Annotated in this window: 20 protein-coding genes; 3 read left to right on the top strand and 17 right to left on the bottom strand. The window is 39.1% G+C overall.

Annotation, left to right across the window (positions count from 1 at the left end; all coding sequences use genetic code 11):
• Positions 1–18 precede the first annotated feature (18 nt).
• The 8 genes from ACQKIC_RS15555 to fbpA all read right to left on the bottom strand — a co-directional run bounded on the left by ACQKIC_RS15555 (position 19) and on the right by fbpA (position 6855).
• The gene (locus ACQKIC_RS15555; protein ID WP_427591872.1) at positions 19–1671 is read right to left on the bottom strand and encodes an AMP-binding protein; all 1653 of its coding nucleotides are present in this window, start codon (positions 1669–1671) and stop codon (positions 19–21) included.
• 18 nt (positions 1672–1689) lie between these two features.
• Positions 1690–2490, bottom strand: coding sequence for a 1,4-dihydroxy-2-naphthoyl-CoA synthase (gene menB / locus ACQKIC_RS15550; protein ID WP_402989529.1), 801 nt, complete (start codon positions 2488–2490; stop codon positions 1690–1692).
• Entirely contained in the window at positions 2481–2966 is a 486-nt protein-coding gene (locus tag ACQKIC_RS15545; protein ID WP_427668691.1) for a hypothetical protein, read from the bottom strand. The genes menB and ACQKIC_RS15545 overlap by 10 nt, the downstream gene beginning before the upstream one ends.
• Positions 2926–4077: an acyl-CoA dehydrogenase family protein gene (locus tag ACQKIC_RS15540; protein ID WP_427668689.1), complete on the bottom strand. Its 1152-nt coding sequence runs from the start codon at positions 4075–4077 to the stop codon at positions 2926–2928. The genes ACQKIC_RS15545 and ACQKIC_RS15540 overlap by 41 nt, the downstream gene beginning before the upstream one ends.
• Positions 4078–4476: 399 nt before the next feature.
• Positions 4477–5808, bottom strand: coding sequence for a sigma-54 interaction domain-containing protein (locus tag ACQKIC_RS15535; protein WP_427668686.1), 1332 nt, complete (start codon positions 5806–5808; stop codon positions 4477–4479).
• Positions 5809–5813: 5 nt separating this feature from the next.
• A complete protein-coding gene (locus ACQKIC_RS15530; RefSeq protein WP_402989540.1) occupies positions 5814–6245 on the bottom strand; it encodes a hypothetical protein in 432 nt (143 codons plus the stop codon).
• 186 nt (positions 6246–6431) lie between these two features.
• The gene (locus tag ACQKIC_RS15525) at positions 6432–6632 is read right to left on the bottom strand and encodes a Fur-regulated basic protein FbpA (protein ID WP_427591868.1); all 201 of its coding nucleotides are present in this window, start codon (positions 6630–6632) and stop codon (positions 6432–6434) included.
• 61 nt (positions 6633–6693) lie between these two features.
• The gene (gene fbpA, locus ACQKIC_RS15520) at positions 6694–6855 is read right to left on the bottom strand and encodes a Fur-regulated basic protein FbpA (protein ID WP_402872581.1); all 162 of its coding nucleotides are present in this window, start codon (positions 6853–6855) and stop codon (positions 6694–6696) included.
• Between the two features lie 320 nt (positions 6856–7175).
• Between fbpA and ACQKIC_RS15515 the strand changes: the two genes are divergently transcribed.
• Positions 7176–7901, top strand: a complete 726-nt coding sequence (locus ACQKIC_RS15515) for a glycosyltransferase family 2 protein (protein WP_427591909.1) — start codon at positions 7176–7178, stop codon at positions 7899–7901.
• Between the two features lie 378 nt (positions 7902–8279).
• Positions 8280–8480 (top strand): cold-shock protein, encoded by a 201-nt coding sequence (locus tag ACQKIC_RS15510; protein ID WP_402872572.1) that lies wholly within the window; start codon positions 8280–8282, stop codon positions 8478–8480.
• Between the two features lie 141 nt (positions 8481–8621).
• On the opposite strand, the gene ACQKIC_RS15505 is transcribed toward ACQKIC_RS15510, so the two are convergent.
• Complete coding sequence (locus ACQKIC_RS15505) at positions 8622–8894, bottom strand: HU family DNA-binding protein (protein WP_402872569.1); 273 nt, start codon at positions 8892–8894, stop codon at positions 8622–8624.
• Between the two features lie 233 nt (positions 8895–9127).
• Here ACQKIC_RS15505 and ACQKIC_RS15500 point away from each other — a divergent pair, with 233 nt between their 5' ends.
• Entirely contained in the window at positions 9128–9289 is a 162-nt protein-coding gene (locus ACQKIC_RS15500) for a Spo0E family sporulation regulatory protein-aspartic acid phosphatase (protein ID WP_427591908.1), read from the top strand.
• 89 nt (positions 9290–9378) lie between these two features.
• On the opposite strand, the gene ACQKIC_RS15495 is transcribed toward ACQKIC_RS15500, so the two are convergent.
• From ACQKIC_RS15495 to ACQKIC_RS15460, 8 genes are all read right to left on the bottom strand, one after another.
• The gene (locus ACQKIC_RS15495) at positions 9379–9840 is read right to left on the bottom strand and encodes a hypothetical protein (protein WP_427591867.1); all 462 of its coding nucleotides are present in this window, start codon (positions 9838–9840) and stop codon (positions 9379–9381) included.
• A gap of 127 nt (positions 9841–9967) precedes the next feature.
• Positions 9968–10258 (bottom strand): hypothetical protein, encoded by a 291-nt coding sequence (locus ACQKIC_RS15490; RefSeq protein WP_427591866.1) that lies wholly within the window; start codon positions 10256–10258, stop codon positions 9968–9970.
• A gap of 440 nt (positions 10259–10698) precedes the next feature.
• A complete protein-coding gene (locus tag ACQKIC_RS15485; RefSeq protein ID WP_427591865.1) occupies positions 10699–11367 on the bottom strand; it encodes an SOS response-associated peptidase in 669 nt (222 codons plus the stop codon).
• Between the two features lie 23 nt (positions 11368–11390).
• Positions 11391–11546 carry a hypothetical protein gene (locus tag ACQKIC_RS15480; RefSeq protein WP_427591864.1) on the bottom strand — a complete coding sequence of 52 codons (156 nt, stop codon included), beginning with the start codon at positions 11544–11546 and terminating at the stop codon, positions 11391–11393.
• 221 nt (positions 11547–11767) lie between these two features.
• Positions 11768–13840 (bottom strand): gamma-glutamyltransferase, encoded by a 2073-nt coding sequence (gene ggt, locus ACQKIC_RS15475; RefSeq protein ID WP_427591863.1) that lies wholly within the window; start codon positions 13838–13840, stop codon positions 11768–11770.
• A gap of 264 nt (positions 13841–14104) precedes the next feature.
• On the bottom strand, positions 14105–16093 hold the full coding sequence (locus ACQKIC_RS15470; RefSeq protein ID WP_427591862.1) for a TRAP transporter permease: 1989 nt from the start codon (positions 16091–16093) through the stop codon (positions 14105–14107).
• On the bottom strand, positions 16086–16607 hold the full coding sequence (locus ACQKIC_RS15465) for a DUF1850 domain-containing protein (RefSeq protein WP_427591861.1): 522 nt from the start codon (positions 16605–16607) through the stop codon (positions 16086–16088). Before ACQKIC_RS15465 ends, ACQKIC_RS15470 begins: the two co-directional genes overlap by 8 nt.
• A 61-nt stretch (positions 16608–16668) precedes the next feature.
• On the bottom strand, positions 16669–17640 hold the full coding sequence (locus ACQKIC_RS15460) for a TAXI family TRAP transporter solute-binding subunit (RefSeq protein WP_427591860.1): 972 nt from the start codon (positions 17638–17640) through the stop codon (positions 16669–16671).
• Positions 17641–17722: the final 82 nt, after the last annotated feature.

Below are 17722 nucleotides of genomic sequence, written 5' to 3'. Positions count from 1 at the left end.
TCATTATCTTTTAATCGATCATTTACCCTGGCCATAAATGTTGTCTCCAATCTTTTCATTTATCATTTCCCTCAGACGAAACTTCTGAATTTTCCCGCTTGGGGTACGTGGAAATTCCGTCAAAATTTCGAGCTGTTCTGGCCAATATTGTTTAGCTAAGCCTTTCTTCGAGAGAAATTCCTTCATTGAATCCATTGTAATGGGAACCTTCCCTGGTTTCATGCTGATACAAGCGCATGCTTTTTCCTGAAGGCGTGTATCAGGTACAGCAATAACCTGTACGGTTGAAACATCGGGATGTTCGTATAATACGTTTTCTACATATGCAACCGGGATATTTTCTCCGCCTCGAATGATGATGTCTTTATTTCTACCGGAAATTCGGATATATCCATCCTCGTCCATTACCGCCCGGTCCCCGGTAATGAACCAACCATTCTTATGTTCCGCTATAGTGTCTTCCATTCGTTTGAGATACCCGACAAACATCGCAGGGCCTCTTGCGAGTAAATCACCTTCTACATTAGGAGGACAACTTTCTCCTTTAAAATCGATTATCTTGAGCTCCATATTAGGAAAAGGGGCTCCATCCGTACTCGTTAACTTTTCTTCCGAATCATCAAGTCTTGTCAATGTCACTAAGCCATTTTCCGTTTGTCCCCACCCCGACAGTATTTTGAATGGGACTTTTTCTTTCGCTTCTCTCACAAGCTGTCTAGGAATTGGGGCCCCTAAAGCTACAAAGGCTCGAAGTGATTGAATATGACCCCTTTCTATCCCTTCCAATTGAACGGTATCTTGCAGGAAGGGTGTTGCACCCGCAGTAAACGTTATCTTCTCCTTCTCGATCCACTCAATAAACTCATTCGGGTTCCAAATGTCTTGATAGACACCAGTACCTCCAAAATGGGTAGGTAACCGCACACCATACCCAAATCCCGTTTGATGGGCAAAGGTGGATGCCATGAAGAGCACGTCATCTGATGTTAAACGCAGATGGTCAATCCAATAATTTGTTGATACACAAAGCGTATTATGTGTATGCATGACCCCTTTTGGACTCCCGGTCGTTCCCGAGGTGAAGATGATTTCTGTAATATCGTTCGGATCATGCTTGATGGCATCTAGAATGGAAACATCCATCCGCTCTTCCCATGGTTCCTCAAGCAGGGAAGAGAACGCTTTCATTCCATTCGGTACTTCTTCACCGACCACAAAAACATGCTCTAATGAAGGCCACCGATGAGCTAGCCTCTCAATCATGTCTGGATAATAGTAGTCACGGAAACGATCCGGAACCACAATCATCTTAGATTCCGCCATCTCCACCATGAATCCAATTTCCCTATCACGATAAATGGGAATCAAGGGATTGCTTATCGCCCCTATCCGAGTGACGGCATAATGGAGAATAATGAATTCATTCCAATTTGGTAGTTGAAAAGAGATGACGTCTCCCTTTCCCATTCCTATATGAATGAGACCTAAAGCGACCCGATCGACTAGCTTTCCCAACTCCTTATACGTATAACGGCTTTTTTTATCAATGATTGCCGTCTTCTCCGGATTGTTCTCTATTACATCATGTAAATAATCCAGAATCGTTCGATTTGGCCAAATAGATTGGTATTTTTCCACATATTCCTGACTCAAAATCGTATCGAATTTCAATAGAGTTCATCCCCTTTATCATCTTCTGAATTGTTTAAAATCCACTGGCCTTTTTTCTAGAAAAGCATTTTTTCCTTCTTCTGATTCTGGTGTGTTATAAAACATCGCTAAACTACCCATCGATAACTGGGATATCCCTTGGATGTTTGCACTATCGGCATTAAAGGAATACTTAAGCATTTTCAATGCAGTCGGACTCTTCTCAAGAATCTTCATCGCCCATTCTTTTGCCGCATGTTGCAACTGATCTGCAGGGACGATTTTATTCACAAGTCCCATCTCTTTTGACTCCTGTGCGGAATATTGTTCACACAAATACCAGATTTCCCTCGCTTTCTTTTCACCGACTATCCTGGCAAGATACGCAGAACCAAATCCTGCATCATAACTCCCTACTTTTGGGCCACTTTGCCCGAATTTTGCCGTTTCTGATGCAATTGTCAAGTCACAGATGACGTGTAGAACATGCCCCCCTCCAATGGCATATCCATTCACTGCCGCGATGACAGGCTTTGGGATGTTACGAATGGTTTGGTGCAGGGTTTCAATTTCTAATCCCATCCCACCTCCTAAGCCACCGGAATGATCATACCCTCCTTCTTCTCCTTTTTCTTTTTGATCACCACCGACACAAAACGCCTTTTCACCGGTCCCCGTCAAAATTACTGCCCCAATTCTGTTATCATCCCATGCGTCACGGAAAGCCCAGATTAGTTCCTGGATCGTTCTTGCACGAAAAGCATTGTAGACTTTAGGACGGTTAATCGTAACTTTTGCTATGCCCTCCATTTTTTCATATAAAACATCAGTTAATTCCATCGTTTAATTCCTCCCTCACTTAATAGCTTTATCATGATTTTCCCTTGAATGACGTCAATACGCTGTTCATTCATACATCTCACTTTCATCGTTATCCAATGTCGCTGTACATCGACATCAATGATCTCTATCTCGGCAGTAATCGTGCTATCCATTTGTACCGGTTGAATGAACACCAGTTCTTTTTGAATGATGACACATGGTCCTTCAGGTAATTCCTTACTGATTGCCTCCGTGATGAGCCCCTCGCTTAAAATTCCTGGGACCATCGAGGGCCTTCCATCCCTTTTAGAAATATCAAGACCATACACATCATTGTAATCATGTGTCAGAGAGCTCCACCCTGTCACATCATCTTCTGTAAAGGTTTTTTGCACTCTGGCGATTTGACCGATAAAATAGCGATTTAAATGATCCATTCCTTCGTCCACTATCCTAATAAGACCGGAATTCTTTTCCGATAATGTCTTTTGCAATGACCATCATATTGGCTTGTGCAGTTCCATCACCAATCTCTAATCCAATCACATCCCGCATACGTTGTTCTAAGGGCATTTCCTTCGTATAAGCATAGTGCCCATTCAACAATAGGCACTCATGAATGGCTTCCACACTATATTTGGGGCCTAACCACTTTACTGAAGCGGATTCTTTACTATGTTTCAAACCTTGATCACGAAGCCAAAGTCCACGATAAGCCTGCCATTTCACCAATTCCAATTGGGTAAAATGAGTCACGATGGGGAATGAAACACCTTGATATGTCGCCAATGGTTTACCAAAAGATTGTCTTACTTTAACGTGTTCAATCGTCTCATCGAGACTTTGCGAAGCAGCCCCTACACATTGCAGCCCAATTAATAAACGACTTAGATCAAACCCATTCATCACTTGGGAAAAACCTTTATTTTGAAGTCCAATCATATACTCCTCTGGAACTTCAACATCGTTCAAATAAATGGAGCCCCTGCCAATTGGTATATTCCCCATATCTTTGTACCCTTTGCATTCCACTCCAGGAAGATCGGATGGAACAATGAATGCACTTATCCCTCGATTCCCCAAATCAGGTTCTGTCTTGGCGAATAAAACGAAAGCATCTGCACAAGTCGCTACACTTATTCCCGACTTTTCACCATTAAGGACATATACATTTCCATTATGTACTGCTGTTGTTTTGATTCCCCCGGCATCTGTACCTGCTGAAGGCTCCGTAATGGCAATGCCAACAATCTTCTCCCCACTTGCAATCTTGGGTAACCATTCGTTTTTCAATTCTTCTCTAGCATGATTGGTTATAATTTCGCCAATCAATGCATTCAGCATGACTGCATAGGTTAGATTGAAATCCCCACGCCCTATCTCTTCAGCAGCAATCCCGGTGGTGACGCAGTCAGCTCCGCTACCCCCGTACTCAATGGGTATACGTAAACCATTTACCCCTAATTCACCAAGCTTCTTCCACAAATGCCTTGGCGTGACTTCTTCTCGGTCCCACTTAGTATAGTGTGGTAACAATTCTTCTTTTGCGAATTCCTTCAACATTTTTCGAAAATACTCTTGTTCTTCCGTAAATGTAAAATCCATCATCTTATTCCTCCCTTTTTTCAGATTTGTAAGTCTGGTGAAAAACATCAACTGTTCAAAACGAATCTGCATATCGTTTCATCCCTCTTAAAAAGGAAGAGGAAATTCTCCCTTGTTGTTATTCTATATTGCAAGATGCGTGCCAAGATGGATTTGTGCATTAGAGCGTTTTAAAAGAAAACTATTTTATCAGTTTCACTACTTTTCGCAAACTTGCAAAACAGAAATGCGAAATACAAAGGGGCTGTCCCAAAAGGTGTAATTACACCGAAATTGAATAAATAGTAAAAGGCAGAAACGTTGATTTAACAACATTTCTGCCTCTTTGTTTTTGCGAAATTCACTGGAATAAGGACTTATTAGACAGCCCCTTTGTGTAAAAACCATTTAATAACCATGCTATTTCAGGTTATACTTCGATATTTTTCTGTATAAGCTCGCAATATGAATCTTAAGTTTTTGAGCGGCTAAAGAACGATCTCCGCCACACTCCTTTAATGTACGCCGGATAGCCAATGCTTCAGCATTTCTTACCACTTCATCCAAACTCCCAAAGTAAGCGTTTTCTTTTGAGCCGTCATATGAGTCTCGCACATTCATGTGAGGAGCCAGAAGTGAAGAATCCATTTTCAATGTCGCCCCCTCAGCAAAATTCATCCCGCGTTCGATAAATGCTTGATACTCACGGACATTCCCAGGCCAATTATAGGAAGTCAACCATTCTTGAAGCGTGGGATCTATCTCCCTTACATCACATCCTAAAATCTTATTGAAGTGATTGATAAAATAATAGCCTAATGGAAGAATATCTTCCTTTCGCTCTCTCAATGATGGAAGTTTCAATTCAAACACATACAAACGATAATATAAATCCTGACGAAACTTTCCTTCTTGTATGAGCGTTTTTAAATCCCTATTCGTTGCCGCAATAATGCGAACATCGATATTTTTACTCCCTGTTCCACCCAGTCTTTCTACTTCCCGTTCCTGCAAAACACGTAAAAGCTTTCCTTGGGCCTGGTAAGGAAGCTCTGATATTTCATCCAAGAAAAGCGTACCGTTCTGAGCTAATTCTATTTTCCCTGGCTTCCCCTCCTTTTTTGCTCCACTAAAGGCACCAGGTTCGTACCCAAAGACCTCAGATTCAAATAATTCGTCCGGAATGGCAGCACAATTTATGGGTATGAAAGGGTGGGCCTTTCTTGTACTCAAACCGTGTATTGCTTGAGCAAACAGTTCTTTTCCTGTTCCCGTTTCCCCAGTTATGAGTACAGTTGAATTGCTTATTGCAATTCTAGCCGCAAGTTCCTTAATCCGTTCGATTGCAGGACTATTTCCTATAATCCCTTCGAAATCATACTGATTTGTTTCAACACTGGATTTTTTCCTATTTTTGTATTTTTCCAATGCATTTGCATAAAATGACAAATCGGTATATTCTAACTCTTCTTGCCGTATGATGACGTGATAAACGTTATTTTGATCTTTTCTAGTAATCTTAATAAAACACGCATGTCCAAAAATGACACCAGAGAAGACTTTCCTCGGATCACGACTTTCTAAAGGACTTTTCAGAGAGGTTTGAATGATATTCATGATTGATTTACCTATTACATCATCCTTCATAACACTAAAATGTTCTAAAAAATCTGGACTAACACCAAGTACTTTCCCTTTTAGGTTCACTTCTATTGAGCCCCAACTTTTTAATTCATTTATCACTTTTTCCATATACATCACAAAACAACTTGATCGTTTTTTAAGAGTAGAATCACAACTTGTCCTTTAATCACTTCGATTCCCGTTTGATTATAGCAAGTGACCTTTTGTGTAACCCAATTTCTATCGATATTAATATCAATTACTTCAAGTTCCGCCGTAATTAAATCACCAACGTGCACTGGATGATAAAAGATTAATTCCTTTTGTAATAAAACACAGGCACTACCCGGAAGTTTTTCACTAATCACTTGGGTGATTAACCCTTCCGTTAGGAGACCAGGAATGACTGGCTGGTCGTAATTGCTTTTCCACTCCTCTTTATTCAATTGATAAATCGGGCTATAGTCATTTGTTAATTCACTACATATCCTTACGTCTGAAATACTAAATGTACGTTGCAACCTTGCAATCTGCCCGATGAACATTTCAGAGATCGATAAGTTCATGCTTCCCCTTCTTTCTATTTGAACTTTCAAAATATTCAATTATATAACGATAACTATACATGGTTTTAAAAACAAAGGAAAGCCGAAATAGAATGCAAATACATCGTTCGGAACAAATAATAAAGCAGCATCCTTAATGGATGCTACCTATCCAGACACAGTAAGAAAGCGTTTACAAAAATGACTTTATTTCTTTTTCGACCAGCGAAGAGAACCTACATCATTATGTGGATGGTATTCTAACAAAAGTTTGCTATGCATATTTTCTAATTCAGTTAAAGATAACTTCAACAGTTGCTTCATGCTTTCATCTTGATAAGCGATACTCAGTTTATTAATTAACTTTTTTCGTCTTTCTTCCATACCCTTCCTTATCGTATCCCCCACACAACCCTCTCCTTTTTTATCACATATTTAAAATACCTACATGTATTTCCACGTCCATAATCTATTTATTTTCTTGGATTTGAATTTTAAGATACTCTTCTTCTAATTCACATAACCTTAATTCATAAAGATGTATATTATTTTTTTTATAAATGCCTTTACTTATTAATTGATCAATTAGAAACTTTTTCTTTTCTAAAGTCTTTTCAAGCAATATCCCCAATATTTCTTTCCTCCTTTGATTCGTCCTTTGTTCCCCTATGAATTTAATCATTCAAAGGCATAAAAATGTAAAAGGCTTTCCATCCACTTGAATGGGAAGCCTCCAGTAATCTGGTCAGCAGTCTTAGTAATTGTAAGTAAATACTAAGCTCATTAAACCCATTTGTCAAGTGCGAATTATAGGTGGATGCATGAATCTTGCCCTAAGAAATTTCTATCTTTTCCACCTATGTCGCTTAACGAACACCTGGAAGGATTCACTAAATCTTTAACGCCCACATATATTTAATTGAATATTAACTATGAAAGGTGGAGGTAATACTGAAAACCAGTATTGTTATTCTCACATATAACGAATTACCTTTAACCAAACAGTGCCTTACCAGCATTAAAAAACATACCGATGACAAAGATATAGAAATTATCGTCGTTGATAATGGCTCTTCAGATGGGACAGTCGACCATTTAAAAAGTATTCCCTCTTTAAAGACCATCTTCAATGAAAAGAACGCCGGGTTTGCAAAAGGCTGTAACCAAGGGCTTGATATCGCAACGGGCGATACGGTTTTATTTTTAAATAATGATACAATCGTGACACAAAATTGGCTACAATCCATGCTCACCTTGCTTTACAGTGACGAAAAAATAGGCATGGTCGGACCCGTGAGTAATTATGTAAGTGGCCCACAGCAAATTGCAGTGGATTATATAGACATTGACGGAATCGATGATTTTTCAGCGGATTTCTGTCAAAAAAATGCTGGCAAATCTAAGCAAGTCATGCGTCTAGTAGGATTTTGCTTACTAGTGAAAAAAGAAGTGCTTGATAAAATCGGTGGTTTTGACGAACGGTTTGAATATGGTTCCTTTGAGGATGACGATTTATGTCTTCGTACACTTATAGAAGGTTATCAATTGAGAATAGCCTATGATTCATTTGTACATCATCATGGCCATGCCACCTTTACAGCAAATCAAGATATCAACATCCAACATTTGTATCATTTAAACGGGAGAGATTTCTTGATAAGTGGAAAGTTGATCTAACTTATTACGTTCATCCAAGACCTGAAATTGTTAATCTCGTACCGCTGGATTCAAAAAAGATTCTGGATATTGGATGCGGAGCTGGTGCTACTGGTTTGGAGTTACTCAATCGACAATCATGTAAGTTATTTTTCTCGCAAAGAAAATATACAAATAATTACACACAATCATTTTACGAATGGAATTTATTACATTTCATTTTATAACGTTCAAAAAAATGCTTCATCTCTGAGTTCATTCCATATAAGAAGAAAAAGTAAAGAAATGATCTACCTTTATTTGAAGGAAATTTATTTTTTAAGTTTAAATGCTTTTAAAATGGATATTATAATGATGTAAGATAATAATGCAGGTTTTACCATGCTAGGAGGTACTTAAATGGAACGTGGAAAAGTAAAATGGTTTAATAGTGACAAAGGATTTGGATTTATCGAGCGTGAAAATGGAGACGACGTATTCGTTCATTTCTCAGCTATTCAAGGGGAAGGGTATAAATCTCTTGAAGAAGGCCAGGAAGTTGAATTTGAAGTAGAATCAGGTCAACGTGGGCCTCAAGCAACAAACGTAAACAAACTTTAATTAAACTAATAAACAGGCCCTGAAAATCAGGGCCTGTTTTTATGCTCTAAATCAATAAAAGTCCACTTATGTAGCAATTAAAAAACAAAAAAACCTCTAGAGACTAACTAACTCCAGAGATTTGAAAATAAAGGGAACCCCTTATTTTACGGCTTCTTTTAATTCTTTACCCGCTTTGAATGCAGGAACTTTGCTAGCTGCAATTTGTATTTCTTCACCTGTTTGCGGATTTCTACCAGTACGTGCTGCACGATCGCGTACTTCAAATGTACCAAATCCAACTAATTGGATTTTTTCTTCTTTGGCTAGCGTAGTCGTGATTGTCTCAAACAATGCATCCACAACTTTTTTAGCGTCGTCTTTTGTTAATTCTGCTTGTGCTGCTACAGTTGTGACTAGTTCTGTTTTATTCATATCAAAACACCTCATCCTTTTAATTCTATAAAGTATGTAGAAAACACACCATACCATATTAACTAAAGGTCTGTCACTTAATATGGCCGAAAAAAGGAAATTTAATCCTTATCTTATTCATTTTGATGGTAGAAAATGATTTGAAGCAAAATACCGGCAAGTCATCCTAATTTATGTAATAATAGATACATGACAAAAAAGTATAAGAACTTGAGGGATTTTCATTGGAAAGTATGGAACTACTACATACAAAAATAGAAATTTTGAGGAAGGAGTTAATCTATACAGCTTTAAACCATGGATTCACCGCTCCAAAAACATTACATATAAGCCAAGAACTTGATAAGCTACACAACTTACTTTTACATAACCAAGATCCAATAAGCTATCAGTAAAAACAACAGAGCTCTTTCCATTACAAAATTACATACTCTAGACTCTCTTCTACTAGAGTATGTAACCATTATATTTCCAGATGTCATTTTTAATTTTCGATTTGCAGCCATTGATAGATTGTATCCATATCAATATTTTCTTCCAAATGGGCAGCCAAGCGTTCGTGCGCCTCCTCTCTCCGTTCAGAATCACTTTGCACATTATCCTCTATTTCATCCAACCCTTTTTCCCGACGAATTTGATTAAATATGGACCTAGTAAACAGACGATTATGAAAGATGCCATGAAAATAGGTATCCATGCTATTTCCATCCTCTAACAAAAGTAAAGGAGTTACACTTGAAGATTCTAATGTTGTTCTCCCTAAGTGTATTTCAAAACCAGTAAGCTTCATATCTCCTTCAATGACTACTGAGGAAGGTATCCCCTCCATTTGGACGATTATCTTTTCTTTATGAAAAACGGTTTGAACCGGGAGAAGAGAAAGTCCTATCGCAGTTCCTTCATTGCCCTCTACAGCATCAGGATCAAGAATCTTCAATCCAAGCATTTGAAAACCACCACAGGCCCCCAAATATCATCGTCCCTTGTTCCCTTAATTCTTTGATAGTCCTGTCTAGAGCAACACCCTTTAACCAAGCTAGATCATCCATAGTATTTTTTCGTGCCCGGTAAAATTAGGAGGTCAGGGGTCCTAATTCGTCTGCACTTTTTACTAGTCTCACCACCCGGACATCAGGTTCATCAAAGAATGGGTCCAGGTCTGTAAAATTAGAGATATGCGGAAATCTAATTGAGGAGACATCTAGCGAAAACTCCTCTTTTTTAGGGTTTTTAAAACGTAAGGAAGAAAGTGCTAAAGAATCTTCCGCTTCAATATTCACGTCCATATAAGGTAACACACCTAAGACTGGGAGCCACGTTTCCTTTTCCAACCACTCGAGGCCATTATCCAGTAACTCACGCATTCCCCGAAATTAATTGATGATAATTGCCTTTACACACCTGCGCTCATCATCATCCAATAAGGCAAGTGTCCCGAAGCAAACTAATATTTCACCTTAAAGGCTTGTCCCATATATAACTATTTTAATATGTGTGCGATATCTAAATAATAGTGAACATCCTTGATTTGAATTTTACTACAAACGTAAAAACAAAATGAAAACCCTAACTGCAAGAGTTAAGGTTGAATTAACTAGATATGAATGCTTTACACCCCCATTCATCTTATTGAAATAGAAAATAATACCGGTTTACACCGGATTGTCGCAAATACAGAGATATTTTTTGTTTTTTCTGTTAACAAGATTTTATAACAACTTTTTAGAAATTCAATAGGCTAGAATTTGTTATGGACCGATTTCCATCAAAATATGCAGTATATTATTTTACATTATAAAAGTTCTCAACAAATCCGTTCTATGAGGTTGGAGGAATTGTTTTTAGGAGAATTCACATCCGATGATACCTCAAACGCTTCCATTTGTTCGGCGTCAAAAGACTTTAGGAATTGTTGGAGATAGTTCGTATTCTGAATGGTCGGGTCAAGCCAAACCTTTTCATCTTCAGGATTAAGAATGACCGGCATACGATCATGAATGCTTGTCATCAATTCATTTGACGTCGTGGTGATAACTGAACAAGAATAAACCGTACCTTTCGGTGATTTCCATGATTCCCATAGACCTGCCATTCCAAATGGATCATTATTCTTAAGTTTAATCCGCATTGGTATTTTACGTTCAGGATCCTTCTTCCACTCATAAAAGGAGTCGGCAAGAATCAAGCACCGTTTCTTTTTATAAGCATTCTTGAAACTTACTTTCTCGGCAATTGTCTCGGCCCTGGCATTTATCATCTTGTAGCCAATTTTTTCATCTTTAGCCCAGGACGGAATCAATCCCCATCGGAGATACCCTAACCGGTTCTTAGTACCATCATTAATGACAGATAGAACGGAATGCGTCGGAGCTACATTATAGCTAGCCTGGTACTCTTCATTAAAAGCAGCTTGTATATCAAAGCGATCAATGATTTCTTCAATGCCCGTAAAAAGGGTAAATCGTCCACACATACTATCACCTACTGTATTATTTGTTAACGCTCTAGAATCTTAATATCTGTAAATGGTTGATTGAACAATTCACTGTTAATCAATAGTGTACCCAGAACTTCCCTTTCATCTTCAGCTTTAATAACATCTGTAAGAATTACCATACTACCATTCTTCACTGTCACTTTATATTCATTCATAATAAGTCTCCCTTCAATTGGTTGTTACCCGTATTATATACATTATCCACCAAAGGTAAAAACAAAACGAATTAGTGATCGTCCCCCTTGTTTCATTGCTCCTTGTTCCTTTTCAAATTGGACAAATATGACCATGTTTCCAGGACCCATTCCTTATCATTGGGCATGAAAAAGCCCTCCATAAAAGCATGGCTGGCTTTAATGGAGGGTTTTTAATCAACTTAGTTTGTGATGGACCCATCATCGTCTATATCCTCGTAATCAGTTGGATCCTTTTCCAATAATACTACTTTATCTTCTTCGTTCCACTCCACTTTAAATCCTGTTACTTTTCCGACCCTTAAAACGGGTAGGAATGATTTTTGATCTGGTTTATATGTCTTTAAATCTTTTGTGCCTATTACGCCTAAACCAAGTAGCAATTTATCCGATTGAATATAAGGCTTACCATCTATTATCTTCATTTGTTTAGCTGTATACGGAAAAGGTACACCATTTACTTTTAATGTGAACGGACCTGGCTTCTCTTCTTTAATTTCTGGAGCTTTTTTCGACTTATAGTATCCCTTATCTACTCCAAGAACTGTTCCTTCTCTCGTATTATCCGCCCCACCATACATTTTTCCCGTTTCATAATCGAATACGACGGCCTGCACATTTCCAATATGCTGAGGTTTTTCTTCATAGACATGACCTTTTGCCATTAACTCCAATTTTGTATTTTGTTCAATTCCCGGCTCCCATCGTACAGTGGGATAGTTCGCAGAGTATATACGAGGTGATAAGATGGCTTCTTGGATTGGTAGCCCATGATCGATTACATTCATGATGGTCTCAGACACAGATGCAATAATGGTAGCTCCCCCAGGAGAGCCCAAGGCAAGAAAAGGTTTTCCATCTTTTAAGACAAAAGTTGGTGACATACTGCTTCTAGGGCGTTTTCCTGCTTCTACCTGATTAACGCCTCCCGGTGTAGCATCGAAATCTGTCATTTCATTATTTAGCATGAAACCATAATCCGGTACCATTATGCCCGTACCGAACACTTGTTCAATCGTTGTCGTATATGACACCATATTCCCCCACTTATCCATCACCGAGAAATGGGTGGTTTGACCTTCAGGATGATTCTCCACCACAGTTGGCATGGAAGAAGGTTCTTTTCCTTCATATTCCCATGGATCTCCTTCTTTTACTTCTGCAGTTGATCTATTAGGATTAATTAGTTTTCTTCTTTCCTTTATATACTCCTCATCTAAAAGCCCTTTTTTAGGAACTTCATAAAAATCTTCATCAGCCATGTATGCTGCACGGTCGGCAAATGCCAAATGCATGGCTTCCGTTAAATAATGAAGATATTCAGGGGAATTAATTCCCATCTCCTTCACATCATACCCTTCCATCAATTCTAAAATTTGTTGGACCGTCAAACTACCTGAACTCGGCGAAGCGGCACCCACGACTTCAAATCCCCTATAATTCGATCGAATCGGTTCCCTTTCTTTCGCCTCATACCTTTTCAAATCATCCGTGGTCATGACGCCTTCTCGTTTTTTAACTTCCTTGACAAGCGCTTCACCGATTTCCCCTGAATAAAGTGCATCCGGCCCTTGTTTCTGAATAATTTTGAATGTCTTGGCAAGATCCGGTTGGATGAGCTTATCACCTTCTTTTAATGGTTCTCCCCCGGGAATGAACACTTTGGCAGCTGCAGGATTATTTAGAAGCTTCGCTTTATTTTCATCAATATATTGAGCTGCGGACCAATTTACTTTCACTCCTTTTTCCGCTTGTTTGATCGCAGGATTTATTACTTCTGATAAACTCATCGTGCCATAGTTCTCAAGAGCCATTTCCATTCCCTTTAAGGTTCCAGGGACCCCTACCGCCTTTCCTGTAATATGACGTTTACTGAAAGGTATAACTTTTCCGTTTTTATCTAGAAAAAGTTTAGGTGTAACGTTTTTTGGAGCCGTTTCACGGCTATCAATCATCGTAATTTTATCTTCCTCTTTACTGTAAATCATGATGAAACTCCCTCCGCCAATTCCCGACATCATCGGTTCCACTACATTTAATGACAGCTGAATGGCTGCTGCTGCATCAACAGCATTTCCGCCTTGCTCTAAAATCTTTCTACCAGCTTCCGCTGCTATGGGATGGGAAACCGAAACGATTCCCTTTTTTGTTCCTTGCTTCATTGACTTATCTACCCCGGGCACACTTGCAATAACGGTAGAGACAACTAAAAAGATACTGAAAACAGCTATAATTAAACTCTTAAAATAGGTCATATAAAGTCCCCTTTCAAAACGGATATTAATCCTGTTCACTTAGAAAAACCTATACCTTTCTTCTGGTTAAGATTCTAAAGTTGGAGACAGTTCCTATGTTTATCATGGAGATAACTCAAGTAGACTTCAGACTTTTTAAACATCAAAATTATAAACTATATAAATTAAAGACGGTGGCTCAACCTCATATTACACACTCACCTCCTTAACTGATAAATGATGTAGTTGGGTAAAAGCCACCGTCTAGTGTCTTCAGTCCATTACCTAAATATTATGATTATTATCTAAAATGGTCGGCATGTTCCTTTTGTCTTGCTTCTTGAAATATTGGAAAGCAAGCAAGACGGCAAAGGAAGCTAATCCAATGATATCCGTAATGGTTTCAGGATAAATTAATAGTAAGCCGATAATAATGGCTGGGAATCTTTCTAACCAATGCATTCCGCGTATCCAATAACCGATGACCCCGGCCCCGATAGCAATCATTCCAGTCATTGCCGTAAAAACGACCCATACCACTTCCATCCAAGTTGAATCAATCATCAGCATTTGTGGGGATAGTACGAAAATGTAAGGAATAATAAAGGCCGCTATGGCTAATTTAGACGATTGGATCCCCGTCTTTAAGGGATCTCCACCAGAAACCCCGGCTGCTGCGAAAGCGGCTAGTGCCACTGGTGGTGTTATATCTGCAATAATCCCAAAATAGAAAACGAATAGATGCGCGGATAAATCCGGTACACCCAGTAAAATGATGGCAGGTGCCGCAATGGTAGAGGTAATTACATAGTTAGCAGTTGTCGGTGACCCCATTCCCAATACTAAGGCCGCGACCATTGTAAGCATAAGTGTTGGTATTAAGTAGCCACCAGCCAAATCGATTAATCCATTCGCCAGCTTTAGACCTAGTCCTGTCTTTGTGACAATCCCTACGATAATACCCGCACTAGCCGTTGCAGCCGCTACTGCCAATGCCGTTCGAGCCCCATCTACTAAGGCATGAATGATATCACTAAATTTCATCCGTACATCTTTGTTAATGAACCCTACAATAATCGAGATAAGAATGGAATACAATGCGGCATGTGTAACTGTTATATTCGACATCAGAAGGAGAACGATAGCAACGATTGGTATCAATAAATAAACTTTTCTTATCACTTCTCTCTTGTTCGGCATTTCTTCTTTCGTCAATCCCCTTAATCCAAGCCTTTTTGCTTCAAAATGGGTCATGATCCAAATCCCTGTAAAGTAAAGAATGGCTGGAATGGTGGCTGCTTTTGCTATATCCCAATACGTGATGCCATTCCCAATAAACTCGACCATTAGAAACGCTGCCGCTCCCATTATCGGTGGCATTAATTGTCCACCTGTTGAAGCAGATGCCTCTACTGCCCCAGCAAATTCCTTTTTGTAACCCAGATTTTTCATCATGGGAATCGTAAATGACCCTGAAGTGACAACATTCGCTACCGAGCTACCGCTGATTGTTCCTTGTAATGCACTTGAAAAAATGGCAACCTTCGCAGGTCCGCCGACTCTTCTACCTGCAATCGCAGTTGAGAGATCATTGAAATATTGACCAACCCCGGTTCGTATAAGGAAGGCACCAAATAGTAAAAATAGGAAAATAAAGGTAGATGAAATCGCCAGCGGTGTTCCTAAAATCCCCTCTGTAGAGAAAAACATCGTTTGGACCATCCGTTCAAAAGTTAGACCGCGATGCGAAAGGAAACCAGGCATATATTGACCAAATAGACCATATAAAATGAATAGCACCGCTATAGTCGTTATAGGTATCCCTACTGCACGCCTCGTTGCCTCTAACACCAGTAAAATGGCCAGTAAACCAACCGTGAAATCCAACGCACCTAAACGACCGACATTCATGACCAAATCGTCGAAAAACAAGGGCCAGTACGCTCCGACTCCGATACTTAATACTGCTAGAATCATATCGTACCATGCTATTTGAAGCTTGCCTTTTTGGCGTTTCTTCCGATTTGCAGGAAATAATAAAAAGATTAAAGATAGCGCGAAACCTAAATGAATCGTCCGTTGAATTTGTGCTGTAAAAACCCCAAAGATGGCTGTATACAATTGGAATAAAGAAAATGCTAAGAGACCGAAAAAAGCAATATACCCCAATATGCCTTTTAATTTCCTGGTCCCTGCTTCAGGATCGTATTTCTCTAAAAGTTTCTGCTGCTCTTCCTCCGTTAAGTACTGCACTTTTCCTTTATCATCATCCATTGATATTCACCCCATCCAATTGCTCCCAAAAGGAAATTTTTTTAGTTGAAATTCTGATCCATGTTCCCGGCTTAATAAATCGTGATAATAATACAGTTTGTTTTCTATAGATTAAGCGATGATTGGCCTCAACCTGCCCTATTCTTAAATCAATATATTCAAATGTTCGATTCATATTTTTGATATGATACACACCATCTTTTTCTTCAAACACTTCCTCTCCCTCTGCATTAGAAGGCATACCTACAGCAAAGTCTTCATATGCCAGCTCGGTTTGCTTAATGGAGTCCCTTGATAGCTGATAGGTTTCAAGAACGTCCGAGAGGTGAATGGAATGTGTATACTCTATTTGAAACGTCTTTTCTCTTTTCAAAGGTAAATAAGCCAACAACTCTTCTTGATCTTGATAGGAAAACGCAAGGACTTGTTTATATGGTATAAAACCAAGTAAAGCACTGAACAGAAATAGAGGGATAATAAAAAACACGAATCTCTTAAAAAAATTGCTGCTCATCGAAACCTCCAAACTTCAAGAAACAACGAAATCGATAGCGAACTATCGATTATCGTAGCATTTATTTGGTAATTCCCTTTTCTTCGAAATATTTAGCTGCACCAGGATGCAACTCCATTTCCCCTAATCCTTCAAGTGCCGTCTCTGCCGTAATTAATTTTCCTTTTGCATGCGTGATTTTGTCTGTATTGTCATAAATAGCCTTAGTCATTTCGTACACCAAGTCTTTGTCCATGTCTTTTCTTACAACCAACATGGCTTTCACGGCAACGGTCTTTACATCTGATTTAATCTTATAAGTGCCGCTCGGAATGGTATCCTCCGCATAATATGGATATTTCTTAACCAACTCTTTAATCTTTTCATCCGCAATTGGTAGGACAACAATATCATTTTGAACAGAAAGTGCCTCTACTGCACCAGTTGGAGTACCTGCTGTTATAAATGCTGCATCAATATTCCCAGCTTGTATTCCGTCCGTTGACTCGTCGAAGGAGAGGTTTTGGGCTTTTATATCTTTAGCTGATAACCCATGAAGTGCTAGAATTTGCATGGCATTAATGTATGCACCTGATCCAGGGGCACCGACCGATACTTTCTTTCCTTTTAAATCTTCCACTGATTTAATCCCACTTTTAGCTGTTGTTACAAGCTGTACAGTTTCTGGATATAAAGAGCTAATTGCCTGGATATTATCAATGGGGTTCCCCTTGAACATTTCTTTGGCCTCAACTGCATATGCAGCAATATCCGTTTGCGAGAAAGCTATCTCAGCTTCTCCAGCTCTTAAGGTTTCCATGTTTTCTGCAGAAGCCCCGGAGGTTTGTGGTGTAATATTCGCATTGGTATTATCCGTGATGATATTTCCGATCTGACCACCGAGTGGGTAATATGTACCACCAGTCCCACCTGTTAATAGACTCAAGTTTTGTCTTTCGTCTCCAGAGGCCCCTTCATTCCCCTTACTGCAAGCAGTAATAAGTAGTAAGGACATGATCATTCCGAATAAAAAAAGGCTTTTACATCCCTTCACAAAAATCCCTCCTTTTTCAATTTCATCATCTTTAAATGCGACGATATTAATAGTATTCTGTGACCAACTCTAATTTCCTTCC

Origin of the sequence: Peribacillus sp. NPDC046944 (assembly GCF_050272735.1) — a bacterium.
Classification (GTDB): domain Bacteria; phylum Bacillota; class Bacilli; order Bacillales; family DSM-1321; genus Peribacillus.
Note: the sequence above shows the minus strand (reverse complement) of the source record. Positions and strands in the feature narration are given on the sequence as shown.